The sequence below is a fragment of the Rhodanobacter sp. MP1X3 genome (genome assembly GCF_014207165.1).
Lineage (GTDB): Bacteria > Pseudomonadota > Gammaproteobacteria > Xanthomonadales > Rhodanobacteraceae > Rhodanobacter.
In genome coordinates, this window is record NZ_JACHCO010000004.1 from 285,738 (window position 1) to 304,064 (window position 18,327).

The following is an 18,327-nucleotide window of genomic DNA, read 5'->3' on the forward strand; positions in this document are numbered from 1 at the left end:
AACGCATGCGAACCTCCTTAAAGCTTCAATGTGGGAACGTCGATGGCTTTCATCAGCCGGGCCTTGTATCGACTTTCTTTGTAATACCGAAGTTTCTGGCACTTCACCGGATGCGGAATGCCCTCGTAAAGGAACACCTCGGCCTCGTTGCCCATCGCCTTCATCTCCTGCGGCAGCATCAGCGCACGGCGCTCCTCGGACTCGCTGCGTGAGCGTTGGTCTTTGCCGCGGGTGATGTTCTCCTTGCGCACCGTGGTGTAACCCAGCATCTCCGAATAATCGTTGGCGTCTTGCTGTTCGCGCGGCGCGTAGATGATTTGTAAGGCATGGTTGGTGAGGATGGTGCGTGAGACGTCCTTGCCATAGGTGGCGTCGAGCTGCGCCATGCTTTGAATGATCGGCAACAGGCGCATGTTGTAGCCCGCCATGTAGCTCACCCCAGTGGCGATGGCGTTGACCTTGCCGATGGAGGTGAACTCATCCATCAGCAGCAGGCATTGATGCTTCAAGGTCTTGTCGTTCTGCGGCAAGGTCTTGGTGTTGACGTTGATCAGCTGGCTGAAAAACAGGTTGATGATGAGCCGACTTTCAGCGAGCTTGTTGGGCTGGATGCCGATGTAGATGGTCATTTTCTTTTTGCGCACATCGGTGAGCAAAAAATCATTGAAACTGGTGGCCGCATCCAGAACCGGATTGACCCAGGCATTCAACGGTTCCTTGAAGGTGCCCATGATCGAAGAAAAAGTTTCTTCGGCCTGCGAGAGCAGATTGGCAAACGCCGTCTTGGTTTGCTCACCGATGAACGTGGCTTGCGACAGCTCGCGCAAATACGCTTTCAGGTCGGTGCCGTTGCCCGAGGAGAGCTTGTAGATCCGCCCGATCGTCGGGAACAGGAGAAACTTTTTGGGCGTTTTGCGTTTGCATTTCTCGTCAAACTCTTCAAACGAGTAGAGCGCAAAGGCAGCGAACGCATTGCGCGCTTGGCTGACCCAGAACTTCTGATCGTCCGAACCGTCCGGATAGAGCATCGCGGCGATGGCTTGGATGTCGGAAATGCGAAAGGCCGGATCATGCGAAATATAGGTCAGCGGGTTCCAGCGATGGGTGCGCCGGTCTTCCGCAAAGGGGTTGAACAGGAAAATCTCCTGCCCCTGGGACTTGCGCCAGCCACTGGTGAGATCGAAGTTCTCCTGTTTGATGTCCAGGACCACCACGCTTTCCTGGTAGTCGAGCAGATTGGGGATCACCACACCCACGCCCTTTCCGCTGCGCGTGGGCGCAGCCAGAATCACAAACTGCTGACCCGCCAGCCGAACAATCTTGTTGCCGTATTTTCCCACCACGATGCCATCGAGCGCCTCGCTGAACATGCCTTTACGGGAGAGCTCGCCACTCGACGCAAAGCGCGCATCGCCGTGCAACGACTGCTTTTCACTTTTGAACAAAGGAATGAGAAGACCGAGCCAGACCAGTCCCGGCACGCCGAAGCCCACCACCCCACTGATCTTGATCTTCTGGACGTAGGGCGCGACCTGAGGCATATCGAGCGCGCGGAAGTAGTCCCAGTAAGTGTTCCACCGCAGTGGGGCACCGTGGATACTGAGCCACAACAAAGTGATGTAGCCGGAAAGGAACAAGCCGCCGATCAGCGCCGCCACGAGCAACACAACGGCTGTGCCGGCTTTCAACGAACCACCCATTTTCTGCACTCCATGCGCGGGGTCTGGCCCAAGTCTATCGCCAAATGGGCTGTTGCCAAACGTCAAAAAATCAAAAAAATGATGTCAGGAACAATTTGAGGAACGTGGGGGTCGTCGGACAGTCGCACTGCGGTGGGTTCTCATCCCCGTCGTCTCCGCCAAAAAAGCAAAACGCCCCACTTGGGGCGTTTTGCTTTTTTGGCGGAGAGAGTGGGATTCGAACCCACGGTAGGCTCACACCTACGGCAGTTTTCAAGACTGCTGCCTTAAACCACTCGGCCATCTCTCCAAAACTTGGTCTATGCAAGATTGCGCTTTTGCTCAGCGCCGCAGTTTATCAGGAACCTGGCGCTGGACGAACTGGTGAATCTTTCTTGGATAGTGCAATCAAGCAACCGACGACGATGGCGATGGGGATGGCGGCGGCCAGCAGCGGAAATAACAGCACCGGTTCGCGGCAGACCATCGGCACGATCTGGGTAGCGCTGGCCAGGGCGATGACCCAGAGGCGCCAACTGCGGCGGTGGCGGGCGAACCAGAAGCTGGCCAATACCAGCACCAGTGCGGCGATGGAAAGAATCAGGTCGAGCGTGGGCAGCTCCCACACCGTAGCGAAAGCCAATCGGGTGCCGATGAACGAGGCAAGCACGACCAGCAGGCAGATGCTCGTGACTTTCTCCACCTTGCTCCAGCGACCCTGCGGCTGAGCCTGGCTGCCCTGCATCGACGCATTCATGCAATGCGATCCAGCCCGGCCATATAGGGGCGCAACACGTCGGGCACGATGATGGAGCCGTCGGCCTGCTGGAAGTTTTCCATCACCGCAATCAGGGTGCGACCGATGGCAAGGCCGGAGCCGTTCAAGGTATGCACGAGTTCGGGCTTGCCGGTGTCGGCGTTACGTACACGTGCCTGCAGGCGACGCGCTTGAAAATCCTCGCAGTTGGAGCAGCTGGAGATTTCGCGATAGGTCTGCTGACTGGGCAGCCAGACTTCCAGGTCGTAGGTCTTGGTTGACTGGAAGCCCATGTCGCCGGTGCACAGCAGCAGCTTGCGATATGGCAGACCCAGCTTTTGCAGCACGGTCTCGGCATGACCGACCATTTCTTCGAGCTGGTCGTAGGAGTCGCTGGCGCGGGCCACCTGCACCATCTCGACTTTCTCGAACTGGTGCTGGCGGATCATGCCGCGCGTATCGCGACCGTAGCTGCCGGCCTCGGCGCGAAAGCACAGCGAGTGCGCGGTGAAGCGCAGCGGCAATGCATCGGCGTCCTGGATGGTGTCGCGCACCAGATTGGTCAGCGACACTTCGGCGGTGGGAATCAGGTAACGCGTCGTGTCGCCGATCTCGGTGGCGAACAAGTCTTCCTTGAACTTCGGCAGCTGAGTGGTTGCCAGCATGCTGTCGGCGTTGACGATTACCGGCACGTTGCATTCGAGGTAGCCGTGCTCGCCGGTGTGCAGATCGAGCATGAACTGGCCGAGCGCGCGATGCAGCCGGGCGAGCTGACCGCGCAACACGGTGAAGCGCGCGCCGGAAAGCTTGGCACCCGCGTCGCCGTCAAGCCAGCCGTGTTTTTCGCCGAGTTCGACGTGGTCCTTGACCGCGAAATCGAAGGTCGCGGGCGTACCCCAGCGGCTGACTTCGAGGTTATCGCCTTCGTCCTTGCCTATCGGCACGGACGCATGCGGAATATTGGGGATGACCAGCGAGATATCGGCGAGTTGGGCCTGCACCTCGGCCAGCACCTGCTCGTTCGCTTTGAGGTCGTCGCCGATGCCAGCGACCTCGGCCATCAGCGGCGCGACGTCCTCGCCCTTGCCCTTCGCCTGACCGATCGCCTTTGAAAGCTTGTTCCGCAGGTTTTGCAGGTCCTGCGTCTCAGTGGACAGTTGCTTGCGGGTGTTCTCCAGCGCCTCGACTTCGGACACGTCGAGCATGAAGCCGCGGGTTTCCTTCAGGCGCGCGGCGGTTTCGGCCAGGCGCGAACGCAACAGTGCGGGATCCAGCATGATCGAGTCCAAATAAAGGCTTGAACCGCTAATTATCGCTGCCCGGCCCTACCGGCCGCAATGAAAGCGCTCGGCACGAGATAAACCGCGATGTGCCAGCACGGCCGGATCAGGATGCCAGCTTGCGCTCTTGCCGACCGATCCACCACGCCATGACCGCACCAGCGAGCAGCCAGCCGACCAGTTGTTCGACCAGCGAAGCCCAGGTGAAATCGAGCGGAAAGCGATACCAATTCCAGTACGGAATCTGCAGGTTAAGCCAGGCGAACATCACGGCAGCAGCAGCCATTGCAAGGCGGCGGCGAAAGCTCAAACCAGCGACGCCAATGACAAAGGCAAGCGCCAGCGCGGCCAGCGTATCCGACGCCCACTGGCGCGGAAGTTGTTTTCCCATTTGGGTCAGATCATCGCCTTGCGGGAGGTAGACCAGCCATGCATAAGGCGAGGATTTACTTTTTTCCGAATAGGCTTTAACTGCTGTGGCATCGCTCATCTTATGCGGATCGAGTGATGGCAGGATGTACACGCCGGCCTGATCACCAAGCCCCTCGCGCAAACTGCTCAGCACCGCGTTCTCGCTGGCGGGCTGCCTAATGCCTACGTTGCCGAGGCCCAAAGCCATATGCGCTATTGCGCCCCAGACAAACATCACGATGCCGCCGATCAGACCTGCATACAAGATACGCATGACATGAGCTCCCCAGCTATCTGCGTTGCCGACAATCTAGGACCGCTTGTGGCTCAGCTGCAAGGGCACCCGCACAATCGTTCCCGGTTCACCGACGAGCGCGCCAGCGCATCGACTCGTGCTCAGGGATTTTTGCGTGCCACTTTACGCGCGGCACGCAACGCCAGCAGTTTTTCGCGCAACTGCAGCTCCAGCCCGCGTTCGACCGGCTCGTAGAACACGGTACCGGCCAGTTCGTCGGGCAGGCACTGCTGATCGAGCGCGATGCCGCCTTCGGCGTCGTGGTCGTACTGATAGCCCTTGCCGTAACCGAGGCCTTTCATCAGCTTGGTTGGCGCATTGCGCAGATGCATGGGTACTTCGAGTGTGCCCTGCTCCCGAATCGCCGCGCGTGCCTTGTTGTAGGCCATGTAAGCGGCGTTGCTCTTCGGCGCGATGGCCAGCCAGATGGCCAGCTGCGCCAGGCCCAACTCACCCTCGGGGCTGCCGAGGCGTTCGTAGGTATCCCAGGCGTCCAGCGCCATGCGCCAGGCACGTGGTTCGGCCAAGCCGACGTCTTCGACCGCCATGCGCGTCATGCGGCGGGCCAGATACAGCGGATCGACACCGCCATCGAGCATGCGGCATAGCCAGTAGACGGCAGCATCGGGGTCGGACGAGCGCACGGATTTGTGCAGGGCCGAAATCTGGTCGTAGAACTGCTCGCCCTGCTTGTCGAAGCGGCGCGTGCGGTCGGCCAGCACCTGACTCAGGGTGGCGTCGTCGATGCGGCCCTCTTCTGCCAGCTCGGCGGCGATTTCCAGCAGGGTCAATGCGCGGCGCACGTCGCCGTCAGCAGCCTGGGCGATCGAATCCAGCGAGATATCCGCCACTTGCAGATGCAGGTCGCCAAGGCCGCGCTCGATATCGACCAGGGCACGTTTGAGAGCGGCGACGATGTCGTCTTTCGAGATCGGCTCCAGCACGTGTACGCGGCAGCGCGACAGCAGCGCGGAGTTCAGTTCGAATGACGGGTTCTCGGTGGTGGCACCGATAAAGATGATCACGCCCTTTTCGATATGCGGCAGGAACGCGTCCTGCTGGGTCTTGTTGAAGCGGTGCACCTCGTCGACGAACAGCACGGTCTGCCGACCCTGCGCGAAATTCACCTCGGCCTCGGCCAGCGCCTTGCGCACGTCGGGCAAGCCGGAAAGCACCGCGGAAATCGCGCGGAAATCGGCATCGGCATAGCGCGCCACCAGTAGCGCCAGCGTGGTCTTGCCGCAACCGGGTGGCCCCCACAACACCATCGAATGCACCTTGCCCGCTTCCAGCGCGCGGCGCAGCGCCTTGTCGGGCGCGACCAGGCGCTGTTGGCCGACGATCTCGTCGAGACTGCGCGGACGCATCCGCTCGGCCAGCGGCTTGAGCGCATCGGATTCGGGGAACAGGCCCGGGGACAAAGAGGAAAGAGGCATGGCAACAGCGACCGTGGCGATCAGGGGAAAAGTCGATCAGGTCTGGTCATTATCGCGCCGGGATTGTTTAAGCAGGCTCAATGCCATCCAGACAACGAGCAGCGCGCCACCGACAAGCACCAGCCAAAGCAGTGGCTTGCTCCAGTCGTATGGCTGCTTGGGCGGCAACAGCATGGCGTCCCCGCCGGCATCGCTGCGGGCACCAAGCACAGCCAACGGCGGTTGCCAGTTGGCCGTGGCATCGGTCGGGCGCATCTTCACCAGTGCGGCATCGACCGGATAGTCACTGCGGCGCGCGGCGTAACTGCCAGCGAGCAGGCTGTAAGGGCCCGCTCCTTCGGCGAGAAAAACAAATGTATCCGCGTGCCAACCCACGGCTAACGTCGGTGCCTGCGGCAGCGGCGTATCCGTGTGCAAACGCAAGTGCTGCACTCGCAACGAATCGAATGTGCTGGCCGATGAATCCGGTTTGGCGTTGCCCACCTGCACTACCGTAACCGTCGTCAGCGACACGGCATTGACGTCCCCGTCATCGTTTGCCGACAACGTAAAGCGTGCGGCGGTGTTGGCATCGATCAGCGTGACGCGCGCCGCGTCGACCGGCAGCGCTGCCGGCAAAGTGTAGTCATAACTGATGCCGCCGCCGGTTGTCGCGATGGCCGCCGATGGCGACAACGTGAGCCACTGCCGCGAAGCGACTTGGTCGGCCAGTGGATCGGTAAAACTGCCGCTCAAGCTCACTGCCGGTGTCTGCTGGCTGTCCCACGGCGCGTCGCCGTCGATCAACCGCAGCCGGTAATAACGGGCGGGATCACCACCGACGCTGATCTTGCGCTGCTCGACGGCATCTTCACCGCGCTTGACGCTGACAATGTCGTTGCCCTCACTGCGCGTTTGCCATTGCTGCAGATCGTTGCTGGCGTCCACGGCCAGTCGAACACGCAAATCCTGCATGAGTGCGGATGGATCGATTTCGATGCTGTCCAGGCTCACCGCGCGACGCGCATCGAGTAGCCATTGCGTCGGCTTGGCCGTGCTGCCGGCGGGCGACTGTCCGATCACGATGTCGCCGTTTACGCTGCGCTGCACGCGCACGTTGCCCGCCATGTTCGTATTGTCGCCGGGCAACGGCAGCAATCGGGTGTTCAAGCTGTAAGGATGCGATAGCGGCGGCGCTGGCGGCAACGGCGCGAACGGCACCTCACCTCCTTGCGCGTTGACCACGACCAGATCGCGTAGCTCCGCATCGCGTTTTGAAACGGCATACACCGCGGGCGTCAGTTCGACCCGCCATGCCTCGCTTGTGCCATGCGTATTCAGTGCAAAACGGTAGGCGTAATCGGCGCTGGCCAGTGCCATCGCGTAGCTCGATAGCATCAACAGCATGGCAGCGAGCAAAACGCGCCGGCTCCATCGAATATCACGACGCATCAGCAGTCTCCAATGGTGCAGGCTCGGCGCGCTTCGGCGGCGCCGGCGCGAGATAACCGATCACCGTACACAGCAACCCGTACGCAATGAACGAGCCGATGCCGAAAAGATTGCCCAGATGGCTGCGATCGATCAGCAGCAACTTGGCCAGCACGACCGCCATGGTCACGGCACCAGCCAGCCACACGACCCGCTGGCCGCGACGCGAACCCCATACCCAGGCCAGCAGGCCGAGTGCGCTCCACACCACCGTGAGCGACATCTGCGCGAGGCTCGAATCGCCGAGTGCGTCATCCCACGGCACACCCGCCAGCTGATGCACTGCACGCAGCGTGACGCTAGTGGCGAAGGCCATGAAGAGCAGGCCGAGCACGATCGGTCGGCGCTGTCGCAGTACTGGTGGCGTGGCGGCATCGCCCATCCATCGCGCCACGCAAAAAAGAACCATCAGCAACAGCAGCTCGATCGGATTGAGTATCGGCAGGTAGCGCAGCGGTGACACATCGCCATCCATAAACAGCGCACCTGCCCAGATGATGCCGAGCACGATCAGCACCGAATACTGCAGCGGCGCGCGCAACTGTGGCCAGTACTGGGGCAGCGGTCGCGCAATCCACAATGGCCGCGTCAGGCTCAGCCAGAGAACGATGCACATCGGCGCGGCTGTCAGCAGCATCGCCCAGCTATCCGACAGCTGCAGCTTCGGCACAAGCAATACTCGCAGGGCAAAAACAACCAGCAGCATCCAGCGCCAGCACCATAGCCACTGGGCCAGCAGCACGGCTCGCGGCCGATCATGCAGGCACCGCAGCGTGCGCCATCCCAGCACCGCACTGACAAGCACCGCCAGCAGGTTCCATGACGACCAGAAGAATTGCAGCGGCAGCATGAACAGAAACATCAGCGATGCGGTAAACGCCAGCGCTCGGCCCAACACGTGCTGCTCGATCCGCCGCGCCAACTCGGCAACGACCCAGCCGGTTAGCGCAAACAATAAAGTTGAAGCGGCCACCTCGGTATTGATCGTCAGGTAACGATGGATCTCGACGCCACTGGCGCCCAGCCAGCAGCACAGGCCCCATGCGTACAACAGTACAGACGCCAGTTTCTGCAGCGTGTTGTTGCTGCCCATACGCACATAAAAGCCGCTGCTCGCAAACGCTCCGGCAGCCAGCAGAAGCAAGCCGACGAAGCCGCGGTCAAGCCACGGGCCGAATCCAATCGAAAAACCATCCGCAACGCTGATAACCAGTGCGATGGCTGCGAACAGCTGCAGCGCGATGCCGCTCCAGCGCGACAGCCAGCGCTGCTGACGCAGACCCAGCCAGATCAGCCCCGCGCCTTCCAGCGCAAACACGCTGCTGGTAAGGCTGGCGCTCAAAACCAGCGGCACCGCCAGCGTGGCGAACGCCACCGCCATTACCGCCCACGCATCGCGCAGTAAACCCAGCCCGACATGATCGCGGATGCGCCAGGCCACGGCCAGATAGATCACCGCGGCTGCCAGCGCCGAGATGGCCAGCGGCTGACCGTGCCAACGCAACAACGCAGCCTGCAGCAACAGGCTGATCAGTGGATTGCCGAACAACAGGCAGCCATCAATGACTCTGCCACGGTCCGCTGGTGCGCGCAGCAGATAAAGCAGAGGAATGACCAGATAGAAAAAGAAATTGAGGATCAGAAACGGTTCGGTACCCGCGAACAGCGCCGGCTGATATTTCAATACGCCCCACGCCGTGCCGATGCCGAACGTGGCCACGAAGCCCAGCAGATTGAGCACCCGCCACGAGCGTTTCCACGCGATGCCGAGAATCGCCAGATTCAGCAGCGCGTAGTAGGAGAACAGCGCGACCTGACTGCCGCTACCGGTCGACACCAGAATCGGTGCGGCGAAACCGGCGATCAGACCCAACACGGCAAGCGCCAACGCATCCTGCAGAATCGCCAACATGCCTACGCCCGCCACCAGCACGATCAGCAAACCGAACGCTGCCGTTGGCGGCAGCAGACGATACAAGCGAAACGCAGCAAACACGGTGATCAGCAGCACGCCGATCGCGCCGCCCTGCAGCGACAGCGCAAATACCCGCCGCATGTCGCGCTGACGCCAGCCAAAGGCCAGCGCGGCGATCGCCGCCAGCGCTACCAAGGCCACGCGCAATCCGATCGGCAAATTCAGCAAACCGGTATCGGACGCATATTTCAACAGCGCGGCCACACCGGCAAACAGCACCAACATGCCTATCTTCACCGGCACGTTGCCTTCGGTAAACCAGCCTTTGAAGCGCGCCATTGCCAGCTCGACGAAACCGGGCTTGGGCGGCTCGAACGGCGGTGCGGCCGTGGAAATTCTCACCGGTGGCGATGCCCGTTCGGGCACAGCGCGCACTGGCGACGGCGTAAAACGAACGGCCTCATCAACGGGAGCGGCAGCAACAGTTGGCGGCGCCGCGGGAATGGGCGGCGCATTCGATGGCTCGATCACCGATCTTGGCGCGACAACTGACGATGGCACAGCAACGCGATGCGCGATCAACTCGTCGAGCTGCTGGCGAGTTTTCTTCAGATCACGACTGACGCTGGACAACCGCGCCCACATCAGACCCAGCATTGCACCGAGCGCCAGCCCCAAAAAAATCTGGCCGCCACTAGCGATCAAACCAAACAACGACAGCCCTGCGACTGCCCAGACGATATACATGACCTCTCCCTGGATAACGCACCGTCCCATCGCACCCAAGCTTTAGGTTGCGTGCAAACCGATGCGCAGCGAGTCTGTCATGGAAGCCGATGGCTGCAAAGCTGCCGCTCGTTATCGCCAACAGGATCGCTAAAGCGAACGGCCAGACCGACTTGCATACACGTGGTAGCAGAGCCCGGTGATACCTGTCAGGGCAGCAGGGATCAGCAAGGTATCTTCCTGCAGCCAGCGATACGCCAAGCCGCCCATTACGCTGCCGACAAGAAAGCTACCGATCAGCATCACGCACAGCCGTACGCGCAACATGTCGGCCTCCAGCCCACGCAACAGTTGGCCCAGCGCAATACCCAGATCGGTGAACGATCCCGACAGATGCGTGGTGCGCAGCACCGTGCCTGAGTACGTACTGACCATCGCATTTTGCAGGCCGCAGGCTACGGAGGCGGCATAAAGACCCAGATCCATCTGCGCATGCAGCAGCGGCACCGCCAGCAACAGCAGCCCTGCCTCCACCAGCAGTGCCACGCCGTAACGACGACCGAGTTGCAGCGTGTGATGCTGCACGATAAAACCACTGAGCATGGCACCAAGCAGAAAAGCCAGCAGTACCAGCAGCCAGTGCAGGCCTTCGCCAAGATCGCCATCCGCAGCAGCGATACCCAGCAACGTGGTGGTTCCGGTCAGATGGGAAATCGCCTCGTGGCGAAAGCCGAGATAACCAACTGTATTTATCGTCCCCGCAATACACGCCAGCAAACCACCACCGAGCCAGGCCCAGCGCGGCAGCTGCCGAATCATGCGGGTGGTCGATACATGACGACAGGGTCTGAGTTTCGGGTCAGTCCTTCAGCGGTTGCGTGCTGATCACCGGGGCATCACCAATCACGTCGGTACCTTTCGGCGGCACGAAGTTGAACGTCGACGGTGGCACCGGCGCGTTGCGCTGCCAACCGGAAAAGCGGATGTCGGTGGTCGAGCCCAACTGATCGCGGAAGGTCATGCGTGCGAGGCCGTTGGCGTCGAAGCCGAGGTCGGCATAGTCGAACTGCGGATCCTTGCTGGTGGAGGTGAGTCGAAGCCACACCAGGCCATCATGCTCGCCCTGCTCGCTTACCTTGAAGTTCTTGTCGATCTGCTTGACGTCGGTGAGCACGGTCAACGGGCTGTGTGCCTCTTCGCTGCTCTGCACGCGTACCGTGACCTGCTCGAGCTCGGGGTCATAGATCCACACGCGGCTGCCGTCGGCGACGATAGTCTGCTTGTACGGCGTCAGCGTGTCCCAGCGGAACTGGCGTGGTGCCTCCAGCGCCAGCGTGCCGGCACTGGTCTTGCTGGACTTGCCGTTGATGTCCGTCAGCGACTGATTGAACTGACCGGTCAACGAATGCAGGTTCTGCGCAAACGCATCGAGCCGCGCACGCGCCGCGCCGGCCGGCTCAGCCTGGGCGACGAAGACCAGTCCCAAGGCGAGAAAGGTGGTCGATAGAATGAGCATCAGGCGCTTCATGAAGTTTCCTGCAACGATGGATGGGAGTATCAGCACGCAGTTTGCTCAGCGGTGACTTAATGGCGGCTAGTCTAAGGCCCGGGCCTCGGTGCCGATACTGGCGACGCCTGTTGACGATCCAATCAGACAGGCGGTGACTTGCCGGGTATCCGTTTGACCACGGCACGTCATTACCATGCAAAACCGACCATTCACAGTAACTTTCCCACTTCTTCGGCAAGCTCGCTCCATGAATTCAAAAAACACGACACACCCGGAAATCTGGCTGATCCGCCATGGCGAAACCGAGTGGAGCCTGTCCGGGCAACACACCGGCCGCACCGACATCCCGCTGACCGAGAACGGCCGCCGCCAGGCCGCGGCGCTGAAGCCGGTGCTGGCGCAACAGCCTTTCGACCTAGTGCTATGCAGCCCACTGACCCGCGCACAGGACACCTGCCAATTGGCAGGTCTCGGCGGGCAGATGGAGCTGGAGCCGCGCCTGCTGGAATGGAATTACGGTATCTACGAAGGCCGCAAGACGCAGGATATCCGAGAAGAAACGCCGGACTGGTCGGTATGGAATTCCCCCATTCCCGAAGGCGAGGATGTCGCCGCGATCCAGCAGCGCGCCGAGTCCTTGATCGATCGCCTGCTGACGGTAGACGGTCGCATCGCTCTATTTGCCCATGCGCACATCCTGCGCGTGCTGGCCGGCTGCTGGATGGCCGACGATGCACGCCTGGGCGCGCACCTGGTGCTGGGCACGGCGTCGGTCAGCAAGCTCGGCTTCGAACGCGAAGATCGCGCCATTACGCAATGGAATGCGCTGCATGGCTGACAGCAAAAACATTGTCGCCAACAGGCCATACCGATGACACCTATCCGTACCGGCTTGATTGGCTACGGTGCCGCCGGCACCACTTTTCATGCGCCCCTGATCGCGGTCGAGCCGCGCCTGCGGCTGACCCGCATCGCGAGTAGCCGGCGCGACGATATCGCCCGCGCGTTTCCCGATGCGATCATCGACGCGTCGCCTCAGGCGCTGATCGAAAACGCAGACATCGATCTCGTCGTCATCGCCACCCCGAATGAAACACACTTTCCGCTGGCGCTCGCCGCGCTGCAGGCGGGCAAGCATGTGGTGGTCGACAAACCCTTCGCCGTGACGGTCGATGAGGCGCAGGCTCTGATCGCTGCCGCGCAGGAGCGCGAGCTGAAGCTGAGCGTGTTCCATAACCGGCGCTGGGACGGCGACTTTCTCACGGTCGCCGATCTGATCCGTCGAGGTGTGGTGGGTTCGGTCAATTATTTCGAATCGCATTTCGATCGGCATCGCCCGGCCATCAAGGAAGGCTGGCGGGAGCATGCCAAACCAGGCTCGGGCGTCTTTTTCGACCTGGGCGCCCACACAATCGATCAGGCCCTGCAGCTGTTCGGTCTGCCCGAGGCGGTGACCGCCGACATCGCGATCCAGCGCGAACAAGCTGAAGTCGACGACTATTTTCATGTCGTGCTGCGCTATGGCCAACGTCGGGTCGTGCTGCATGCCTCGACGCTGGCTTCGGCACCCGGCCCACGCTTCACCGTGCATGGCTCGCTCGGCAGTCTCGTCGTAACGGGGCTCGACGGCCAGGAAGCCGCCCTCAAAGCGGGCAAGACACCAAGCGGCAGCCACTGGGGCAACAGCACCTACACATCCACAGCCACGCTGACCCGTGCCGATGTGGCAGAAATCATCGACGTCGCCGCGGGTGCCTACCCGAGTTTCTACCGCAGCATGGCTGCGGCAATTGCAGACATGGGCCCGGTGCCAGTCGACCCGCGCGAGGCGCTCGACGTGATCCGCATCATTGAAATTGCCAAGATCAGTGCGCGCGACGGCCGCACGATAACGCTGCTGTAAAGTTGCTGCGTGGTTGAGCAGTGGCCGGCGTGGCGTCAGTCGCGCGGGAAAGGAAACCGTCGATCAGTGCGAAGCGCATCAAGTGCGCTTAAAAACGATGGAAGGGGAAAGACGGCCAGACGCGACGAGAACACAGCACCATGTCGCAGCAGCAACCACGCAAGCGCGTAGAGCACAGCAGCAAAAGCCAGTGAACCAAGCTTGGCGTGCAGCAAGTCGCGGTGACTCATTGAAATGGAGCGCCGCATCGGATCAGTTCTTTGGCGGTGGTGGCGCCAATACTTCGCGGTTGCCGTTGTGTTGTGGCGCGCTGACCACACCATCGGCTTCCATCTGTTCGACCAGGCGTGCTGCGCGGTTGTAGCCAATGCGCAGGTGGCGCTGCACGCCGGAGATCGATGCGCGACGCGTCTGCGTGACGATGGCGACGGCCTTGTCGTACAGCACGGTTTCGGCATCGCCACCGCCTTCTTCACCATCCTGTGGCAGGCCGGAGTCGCTGATGAACTTGCCATCGCTAGTAGCCTGCACTTCTTCCAGCACACCTTCGATGTACTGCGGCGCGCCCTGCGATTTCAGCCAGGCAACGACCTGATGCACCTCGTGATCGTCGACGAAAGCGCCGTGCACACGCTCGGGCGTCGCGGTGCCTGGCGGCAGATAAAGCATGTCGCCATGACCGAGCAGTGCTTCGGCGCCGGACTGGTCGAGAATGGTGCGTGAATCGATCTTGCTGGATACCTGAAACGCGATGCGCGTGGGGATATTCGCCTTGATCAAGCCGGTGATTACGTCAACCGAGGGACGCTGCGTGGCCAGGATCAGATGCACGCCAGCGGCGCGCGCCTTCTGCGCCAGGCGCGCGATCAGCTCTTCGACCTTCTTGCCGACGATCATCATCATGTCGGCGAACTCGTCGATGATGATCACGATGTACGGTAGCGGTTCCAATTGCTCGGCCGCCAAGTTGGGCATTTCGGGATTCGGCCGGAACAGCGGATCGAGCAACGGCTGACCGGCGTTCTCGGCGTCCTTCACCTTCTTGTTGAAACCACCGAGGTTGCGCACGCCCACGGCAGCCATCAGTTTGTAGCGGCGTTCCATTTCGGCGACGCACCAGCGCAAGGCGTTGGCGGCCTCCTTCATGTCGGTAACCACGGGCGCCAGTAGATGCGGAATACCCTCGTACACCGAGAGCTCCAGCATCTTCGGGTCGATCATGATCATGCGCACATCTTTGGCACTGGCCTTGTACAGCAGGCTCAGCACCATCGCGTTCACCGCCACCGATTTACCCGAACCGGTGGTGCCGGCAACCAGCAGATGCGGCATCTTGGCCAGATCGACCACGATGGGCTTGCCACCGATGTCCTTGCCCAGCGCCAGCGCCAACGGCGACTTCAGCTGGTCGTATTTGTCCGAGCGCAGAATCTCCGACAGGTAGACGATCTGCTTCTTGGTATTGGGAATTTCCAGGCCGATCACGTTCTTGCCCGGAATCACGTCGACCACGCGCACGCTGACCACCGACAGGCCACGGGCGATATCCTTGTCCAGGCTGGACACCTGCGAGCCGCGCACGCCAGCCGCCGGCTCCATCTCGAAACGGGTAATCACCGGGCCTGGATAGGCGCCGACGACCTTGGCTTCGATCTTGAAGTCCTTGAGCTTGAACTCGACCTGGCGCGAGAGGACTTCGAGCGTTTCTTCGGAATAACCCGGCCCCTGCGGTGGCGCTTCGTCCAGCAGCGACAGCGGAGGCAGCTCGCCGGGCGTAGCAGCGCCGGTAAACAGCGGAATCTGCGTTTCCAGCTTGGCGCGCTCGCTCTTGACGACCGGTGCTGGCGGCGACTCGATACGCACCGGCTCGCGGTTGGCCTGCTTCACCGCGTCGGCCTTCTTGACCACCTCGCGTTCGGTGCGGGCCTGACGTGCGGCCATCGCCTGCGGCGCTTCACGCAGCTTGCCCTTGAACCAGTTACCCAGACGCAACACGGTCTGTCCGGTCCAGTCCATCACCTTGAACCACGACAGTCCGGTAGCCAGAGTCACGGCCACGAGGAATAGCGCCAGCAACAGCAGCGGCGCGCCCTTCTCACCGAAGGCGCGCAGCAGCCCGTCGCCAACCCACAGGCCGATGATGCCGCCGACACCTTGCGGCAGCACAGGATCATCCTGGAAATTGAGATACAGCAACGCCGGGCCGGTGATGAAGAAAAACACCAGCCCGATCAGACGCAGCGACGGCTCCCAGGCGTGCACCGTGCGCACGCCGCGCTGGCGCAGCACCTGCACGCCAAGCAGCAAGAGCAGCAAGGGGAAACAGTAGGCGGCGAGCCCGAAGATCCAGCGCAGCACGTTGGCGATATTCGCGCCGACTGCACCGCCAAAGTTGCGCGCATGGTCGACACTGCCGACATGGCCCCAACTGGGGTCCTGATCGTTGTAGCTGAACAGGCAGACCAACAGGTACAGGGCCAGCGGCATCAACAGCAGGGCGCCGGCTTCACGCAGCCGGCGCTTCAGCTCCTCGCTGAGGCCTTCCTTCGGTTGCTGTTTTGCGGTTGCAATGCGCGCCACCTTGGAGGGCTTCCTTTTTTCCGTCTTGATCAGAGCATACCCTGCAATGCCGGATGCACCAGCTTGCCGCCGTCAATATTGATGCCGACGCGCAGCGGTTCGAAATCGCGCCACTCGTTGCCGCCGGCCAGACGCTGCACGTACGGCAGGATCGCCGCCGAAATGGCGACCGACGAGGTCTGCGGCACCGCGCCCGGCATATTGGTGACGCAGAAATGCGTCACGCCGTGCACGTCATAGGTCGGCTCCTTCCAGGTGGTCGGCTTCGAGGTTTCGAAGCAGCCGCCCTGATCGATGGAGATATCGACCAGCACGCTGCCCGGCTCCATCGTCTTGACCATGGCTTCGGTGACAACCCGCGGCGCCTTGGCGCTAGGGATCAGCACGGCGCCGACCACGATGTCGGCATTGCGCACTTCCTCGGCCACCGACGACTCATAGGCGTAAAGCGCCGTCACGTTCGGGCCCATCGCCATCATTTCGGCCAGGCGATCCTGACGCTTGTCGAATACCACCACATTGGCACCGGCAGCGGCGGCCAGCGCAGCCGCATTGCCACCGGCAGCACCGGCGCCCAGCACAACCACCTTTCCGCGCGGCGTGGAGGCCATGCCGCCCAGCAGCTTGCCCTTGCCGCCCTGCGGACGATGCAGCAGCGTGGTGCCGATCTGCGTGGCGATACGGCCGGCGATCACCGACATCGGCAGCAGCAGCGGCAACACGCCGTTTTCTTCCACCGATTCGAACGCCACGCCGGTCAGACCGATATCCAGCAGGCTCTTGGTCAGCGCCGGCTCGGCGGCCAGATGCAGGTAGCAGAACAGCAAATGATGCTTTTTCAGCAGTGCCAGATCGCCAGCGACCGGCTCCTTCACCTTGACGATCAGCTCGCCGGCTTCATACAGCGCCGCGGCATCCGCCGCGATCTTGATGCCGGCGCTGCTGTACGCCTCATCGGAAAAGCCGCTTTTCAGGCCGGCACCGGCCTGGATGAACACTTCGTGCCCACGGCGCACCAGATCGGCGGCGGCGGCGGGTACCAAGGCAACACGACCTTCGAGGGTCTTGGTTTCGGAGGGGATACCGATACGCATGAGGAGGCAGTCCTGTTGTTGTCATTGCAGGCGCTGTGGGGAGGCGCCAGATAGGGTTGGTTTCTAAGTTGTATTGGGGTTGGTAAACGTCAATAGCCGTAACGCTTGAATCGCAGGGCTGCGTTCCCCATCCTTGCGGATGGAAAGCTGCCGTCCCGAACAGTCCTTTCGACTGACACAGGGACGACGCGAACGACTATCAAGCTGCGATCAAAGCGTCCAGCAAACCCAAGGATTATACCCATGAGCACCGTCACCAAACACAGCCGCCTGTTGATCCTCGGTTCCGGCCCCGCCGGCTACACCTCGGCGGTGTACGCCGCGCGCGCCAACCTGAAGCCGACCATGATCACCGGCCTGCAGCAGGGCGGCCAGCTGATGACCACCACCGACGTGGATAACTGGCCGGGCGATGTCGAGGGTCTGCAGGGTCCGGAACTGATGAAGCGCATGGCCGAGCACGCCGAGCGTTTCCATACCGAAATGATCTTCGACCACATTCATTCAGTGGACCTGAAGCAGCGCCCGTTCGTGCTCAAGGGCGACTCCGGCACGTATACCGCCGATGCGCTGATCATCTCCACCGGCGCTACCGCCAAATACCTGGGCATTGCCTCGGAAGAGAAGTTCAAGGGCCGCGGCGTCTCCGCCTGCGCCACCTGCGACGGCTTCTTTTTCCGCGAGCAGGACGTGGTGGTAATCGGAGGCGGCAACACCGCCGTCGAGGAAGCGCTATACCTGTCCAACATCGCGAAAAAGGTTTACCTGGTACACCGCCGTGACAAGCTGCGTGCCGAAAAGATCATGCAGGACAAGCTGTTCGAGAAAGCCGCTGCCGGCAAGATCGAGCTGGTGTGGAACGCAGGTATCGACGAGGTGCTGGGCGATGACTCCGGCGTCACCGGGGTGCGCGTGAAGGATGTCGAGACCGGCGTCACCCGCGAGATCGAGGCGACCGGGTTCTTCGTGGCGATCGGCCATACGCCAAACACCGGCATCTTCGACGGGCAGTTGGAGATGCACGACGGCTACATCCAGATCCAAACCGGCCTCAAGGGCATGGCGACGATGACTTCAGTACCCGGCGTGTTTGCCGCCGGCGACGTGGCCGATCACGTTTATCGCCAGGCGATCACCTCGGCCGGTTTCGGTTGCATGGCCGCGCTCGACGCCGAGCGATGGCTTGAGCAGGAAACGCACGCGGTAGCAACACCCGAAATCGCCGTGCCTGCGACTGTCGGCTGACCACCACGGTACGAGGCTGATCAAAT

Annotated in this window: 14 protein-coding genes and 1 tRNA gene; 3 read left to right on the forward strand and 12 right to left on the reverse strand. The window is 61.7% G+C overall.

What is annotated here, in order from left to right:
• Positions 1–17: 17 nt before the first annotated feature.
• From HDE79_RS12810 to lolA, 10 genes are all read right to left on the reverse strand, one after another.
• Entirely contained in the window at positions 18–1,700 is a 1,683-nt protein-coding gene (locus HDE79_RS12810; RefSeq protein ID WP_184602364.1) for a type IV secretory system conjugative DNA transfer family protein, read from the reverse strand.
• Between the two features lie 199 nt (positions 1,701–1,899).
• Positions 1,900–1,989 (reverse strand) — tRNA-Ser (locus HDE79_RS12815).
• Positions 1,990–2,037: 48 nt separating this feature from the next.
• Positions 2,038–2,436 carry an LrgA gene (locus HDE79_RS12820; RefSeq protein ID WP_255488403.1) on the reverse strand — a complete coding sequence of 133 codons (399 nt, stop codon included), beginning with the start codon at positions 2,434–2,436 and terminating at the stop codon, positions 2,038–2,040.
• Positions 2,433–3,713 carry a serine--tRNA ligase gene (gene serS / locus HDE79_RS12825; protein ID WP_184602365.1) on the reverse strand — a complete coding sequence of 427 codons (1,281 nt, stop codon included), beginning with the start codon at positions 3,711–3,713 and terminating at the stop codon, positions 2,433–2,435. The genes HDE79_RS12820 and serS overlap by 4 nt, the downstream gene beginning before the upstream one ends.
• 109 nt (positions 3,714–3,822) lie before the next feature.
• Positions 3,823–4,401 (reverse strand): hypothetical protein, encoded by a 579-nt coding sequence (locus HDE79_RS12830; RefSeq protein ID WP_184602366.1) that lies wholly within the window; start codon positions 4,399–4,401, stop codon positions 3,823–3,825.
• Positions 4,402–4,523: 122 nt separating this feature from the next.
• A complete protein-coding gene (locus HDE79_RS12835; RefSeq protein WP_184602367.1) occupies positions 4,524–5,858 on the reverse strand; it encodes a replication-associated recombination protein A in 1,335 nt (444 codons plus the stop codon).
• Between the two features lie 36 nt (positions 5,859–5,894).
• Positions 5,895–7,289: a DUF3999 family protein gene (locus HDE79_RS12840; protein WP_184602368.1), complete on the reverse strand. Its 1,395-nt coding sequence runs from the start codon at positions 7,287–7,289 to the stop codon at positions 5,895–5,897.
• Positions 7,279–9,990 (reverse strand): DUF2339 domain-containing protein, encoded by a 2,712-nt coding sequence (locus HDE79_RS12845; protein ID WP_255488404.1) that lies wholly within the window; start codon positions 9,988–9,990, stop codon positions 7,279–7,281. Before HDE79_RS12845 ends, HDE79_RS12840 begins: the two co-directional genes overlap by 11 nt.
• 129 nt (positions 9,991–10,119) lie before the next feature.
• The gene (locus tag HDE79_RS12850) at positions 10,120–10,788 is read right to left on the reverse strand and encodes a YoaK family protein (RefSeq protein WP_184602370.1); all 669 of its coding nucleotides are present in this window, start codon (positions 10,786–10,788) and stop codon (positions 10,120–10,122) included.
• A 40-nt stretch (positions 10,789–10,828) separates the two neighbouring features.
• Positions 10,829–11,497 carry an outer membrane lipoprotein chaperone LolA gene (gene lolA, locus HDE79_RS12855; RefSeq protein WP_184602371.1) on the reverse strand — a complete coding sequence of 223 codons (669 nt, stop codon included), beginning with the start codon at positions 11,495–11,497 and terminating at the stop codon, positions 10,829–10,831.
• 229 nt (positions 11,498–11,726) lie between these two features.
• Here lolA and HDE79_RS12860 point away from each other — a divergent pair, with 229 nt between their 5' ends.
• Together HDE79_RS12860 and HDE79_RS12865 are read left to right on the forward strand one after the other, a co-directional pair.
• Positions 11,727–12,317 (forward strand): histidine phosphatase family protein, encoded by a 591-nt coding sequence (locus HDE79_RS12860; RefSeq protein WP_184602372.1) that lies wholly within the window; start codon positions 11,727–11,729, stop codon positions 12,315–12,317.
• 33 nt (positions 12,318–12,350) lie between these two features.
• The gene (locus HDE79_RS12865; protein WP_184602373.1) at positions 12,351–13,382 is read left to right on the forward strand and encodes an oxidoreductase; all 1,032 of its coding nucleotides are present in this window, start codon (positions 12,351–12,353) and stop codon (positions 13,380–13,382) included.
• A gap of 252 nt (positions 13,383–13,634) precedes the next feature.
• On the opposite strand, the gene HDE79_RS12870 is transcribed toward HDE79_RS12865, so the two are convergent.
• Positions 13,635–15,908, reverse strand: a complete 2,274-nt coding sequence (locus HDE79_RS12870; protein ID WP_221440168.1) for a DNA translocase FtsK — start codon at positions 15,906–15,908, stop codon at positions 13,635–13,637.
• 83 nt (positions 15,909–15,991) lie between these two features.
• Complete coding sequence (gene ald, locus HDE79_RS12875; protein WP_184602375.1) at positions 15,992–17,056, reverse strand: alanine dehydrogenase; 1,065 nt, start codon at positions 17,054–17,056, stop codon at positions 15,992–15,994.
• A 243-nt stretch (positions 17,057–17,299) separates the two neighbouring features.
• Here ald and trxB point away from each other — a divergent pair, with 243 nt between their 5' ends.
• Positions 17,300–18,301, forward strand: coding sequence for a thioredoxin-disulfide reductase (gene trxB, locus HDE79_RS12880; protein ID WP_184602376.1), 1,002 nt, complete (start codon positions 17,300–17,302; stop codon positions 18,299–18,301).
• Positions 18,302–18,327 lie beyond the last annotated feature (26 nt).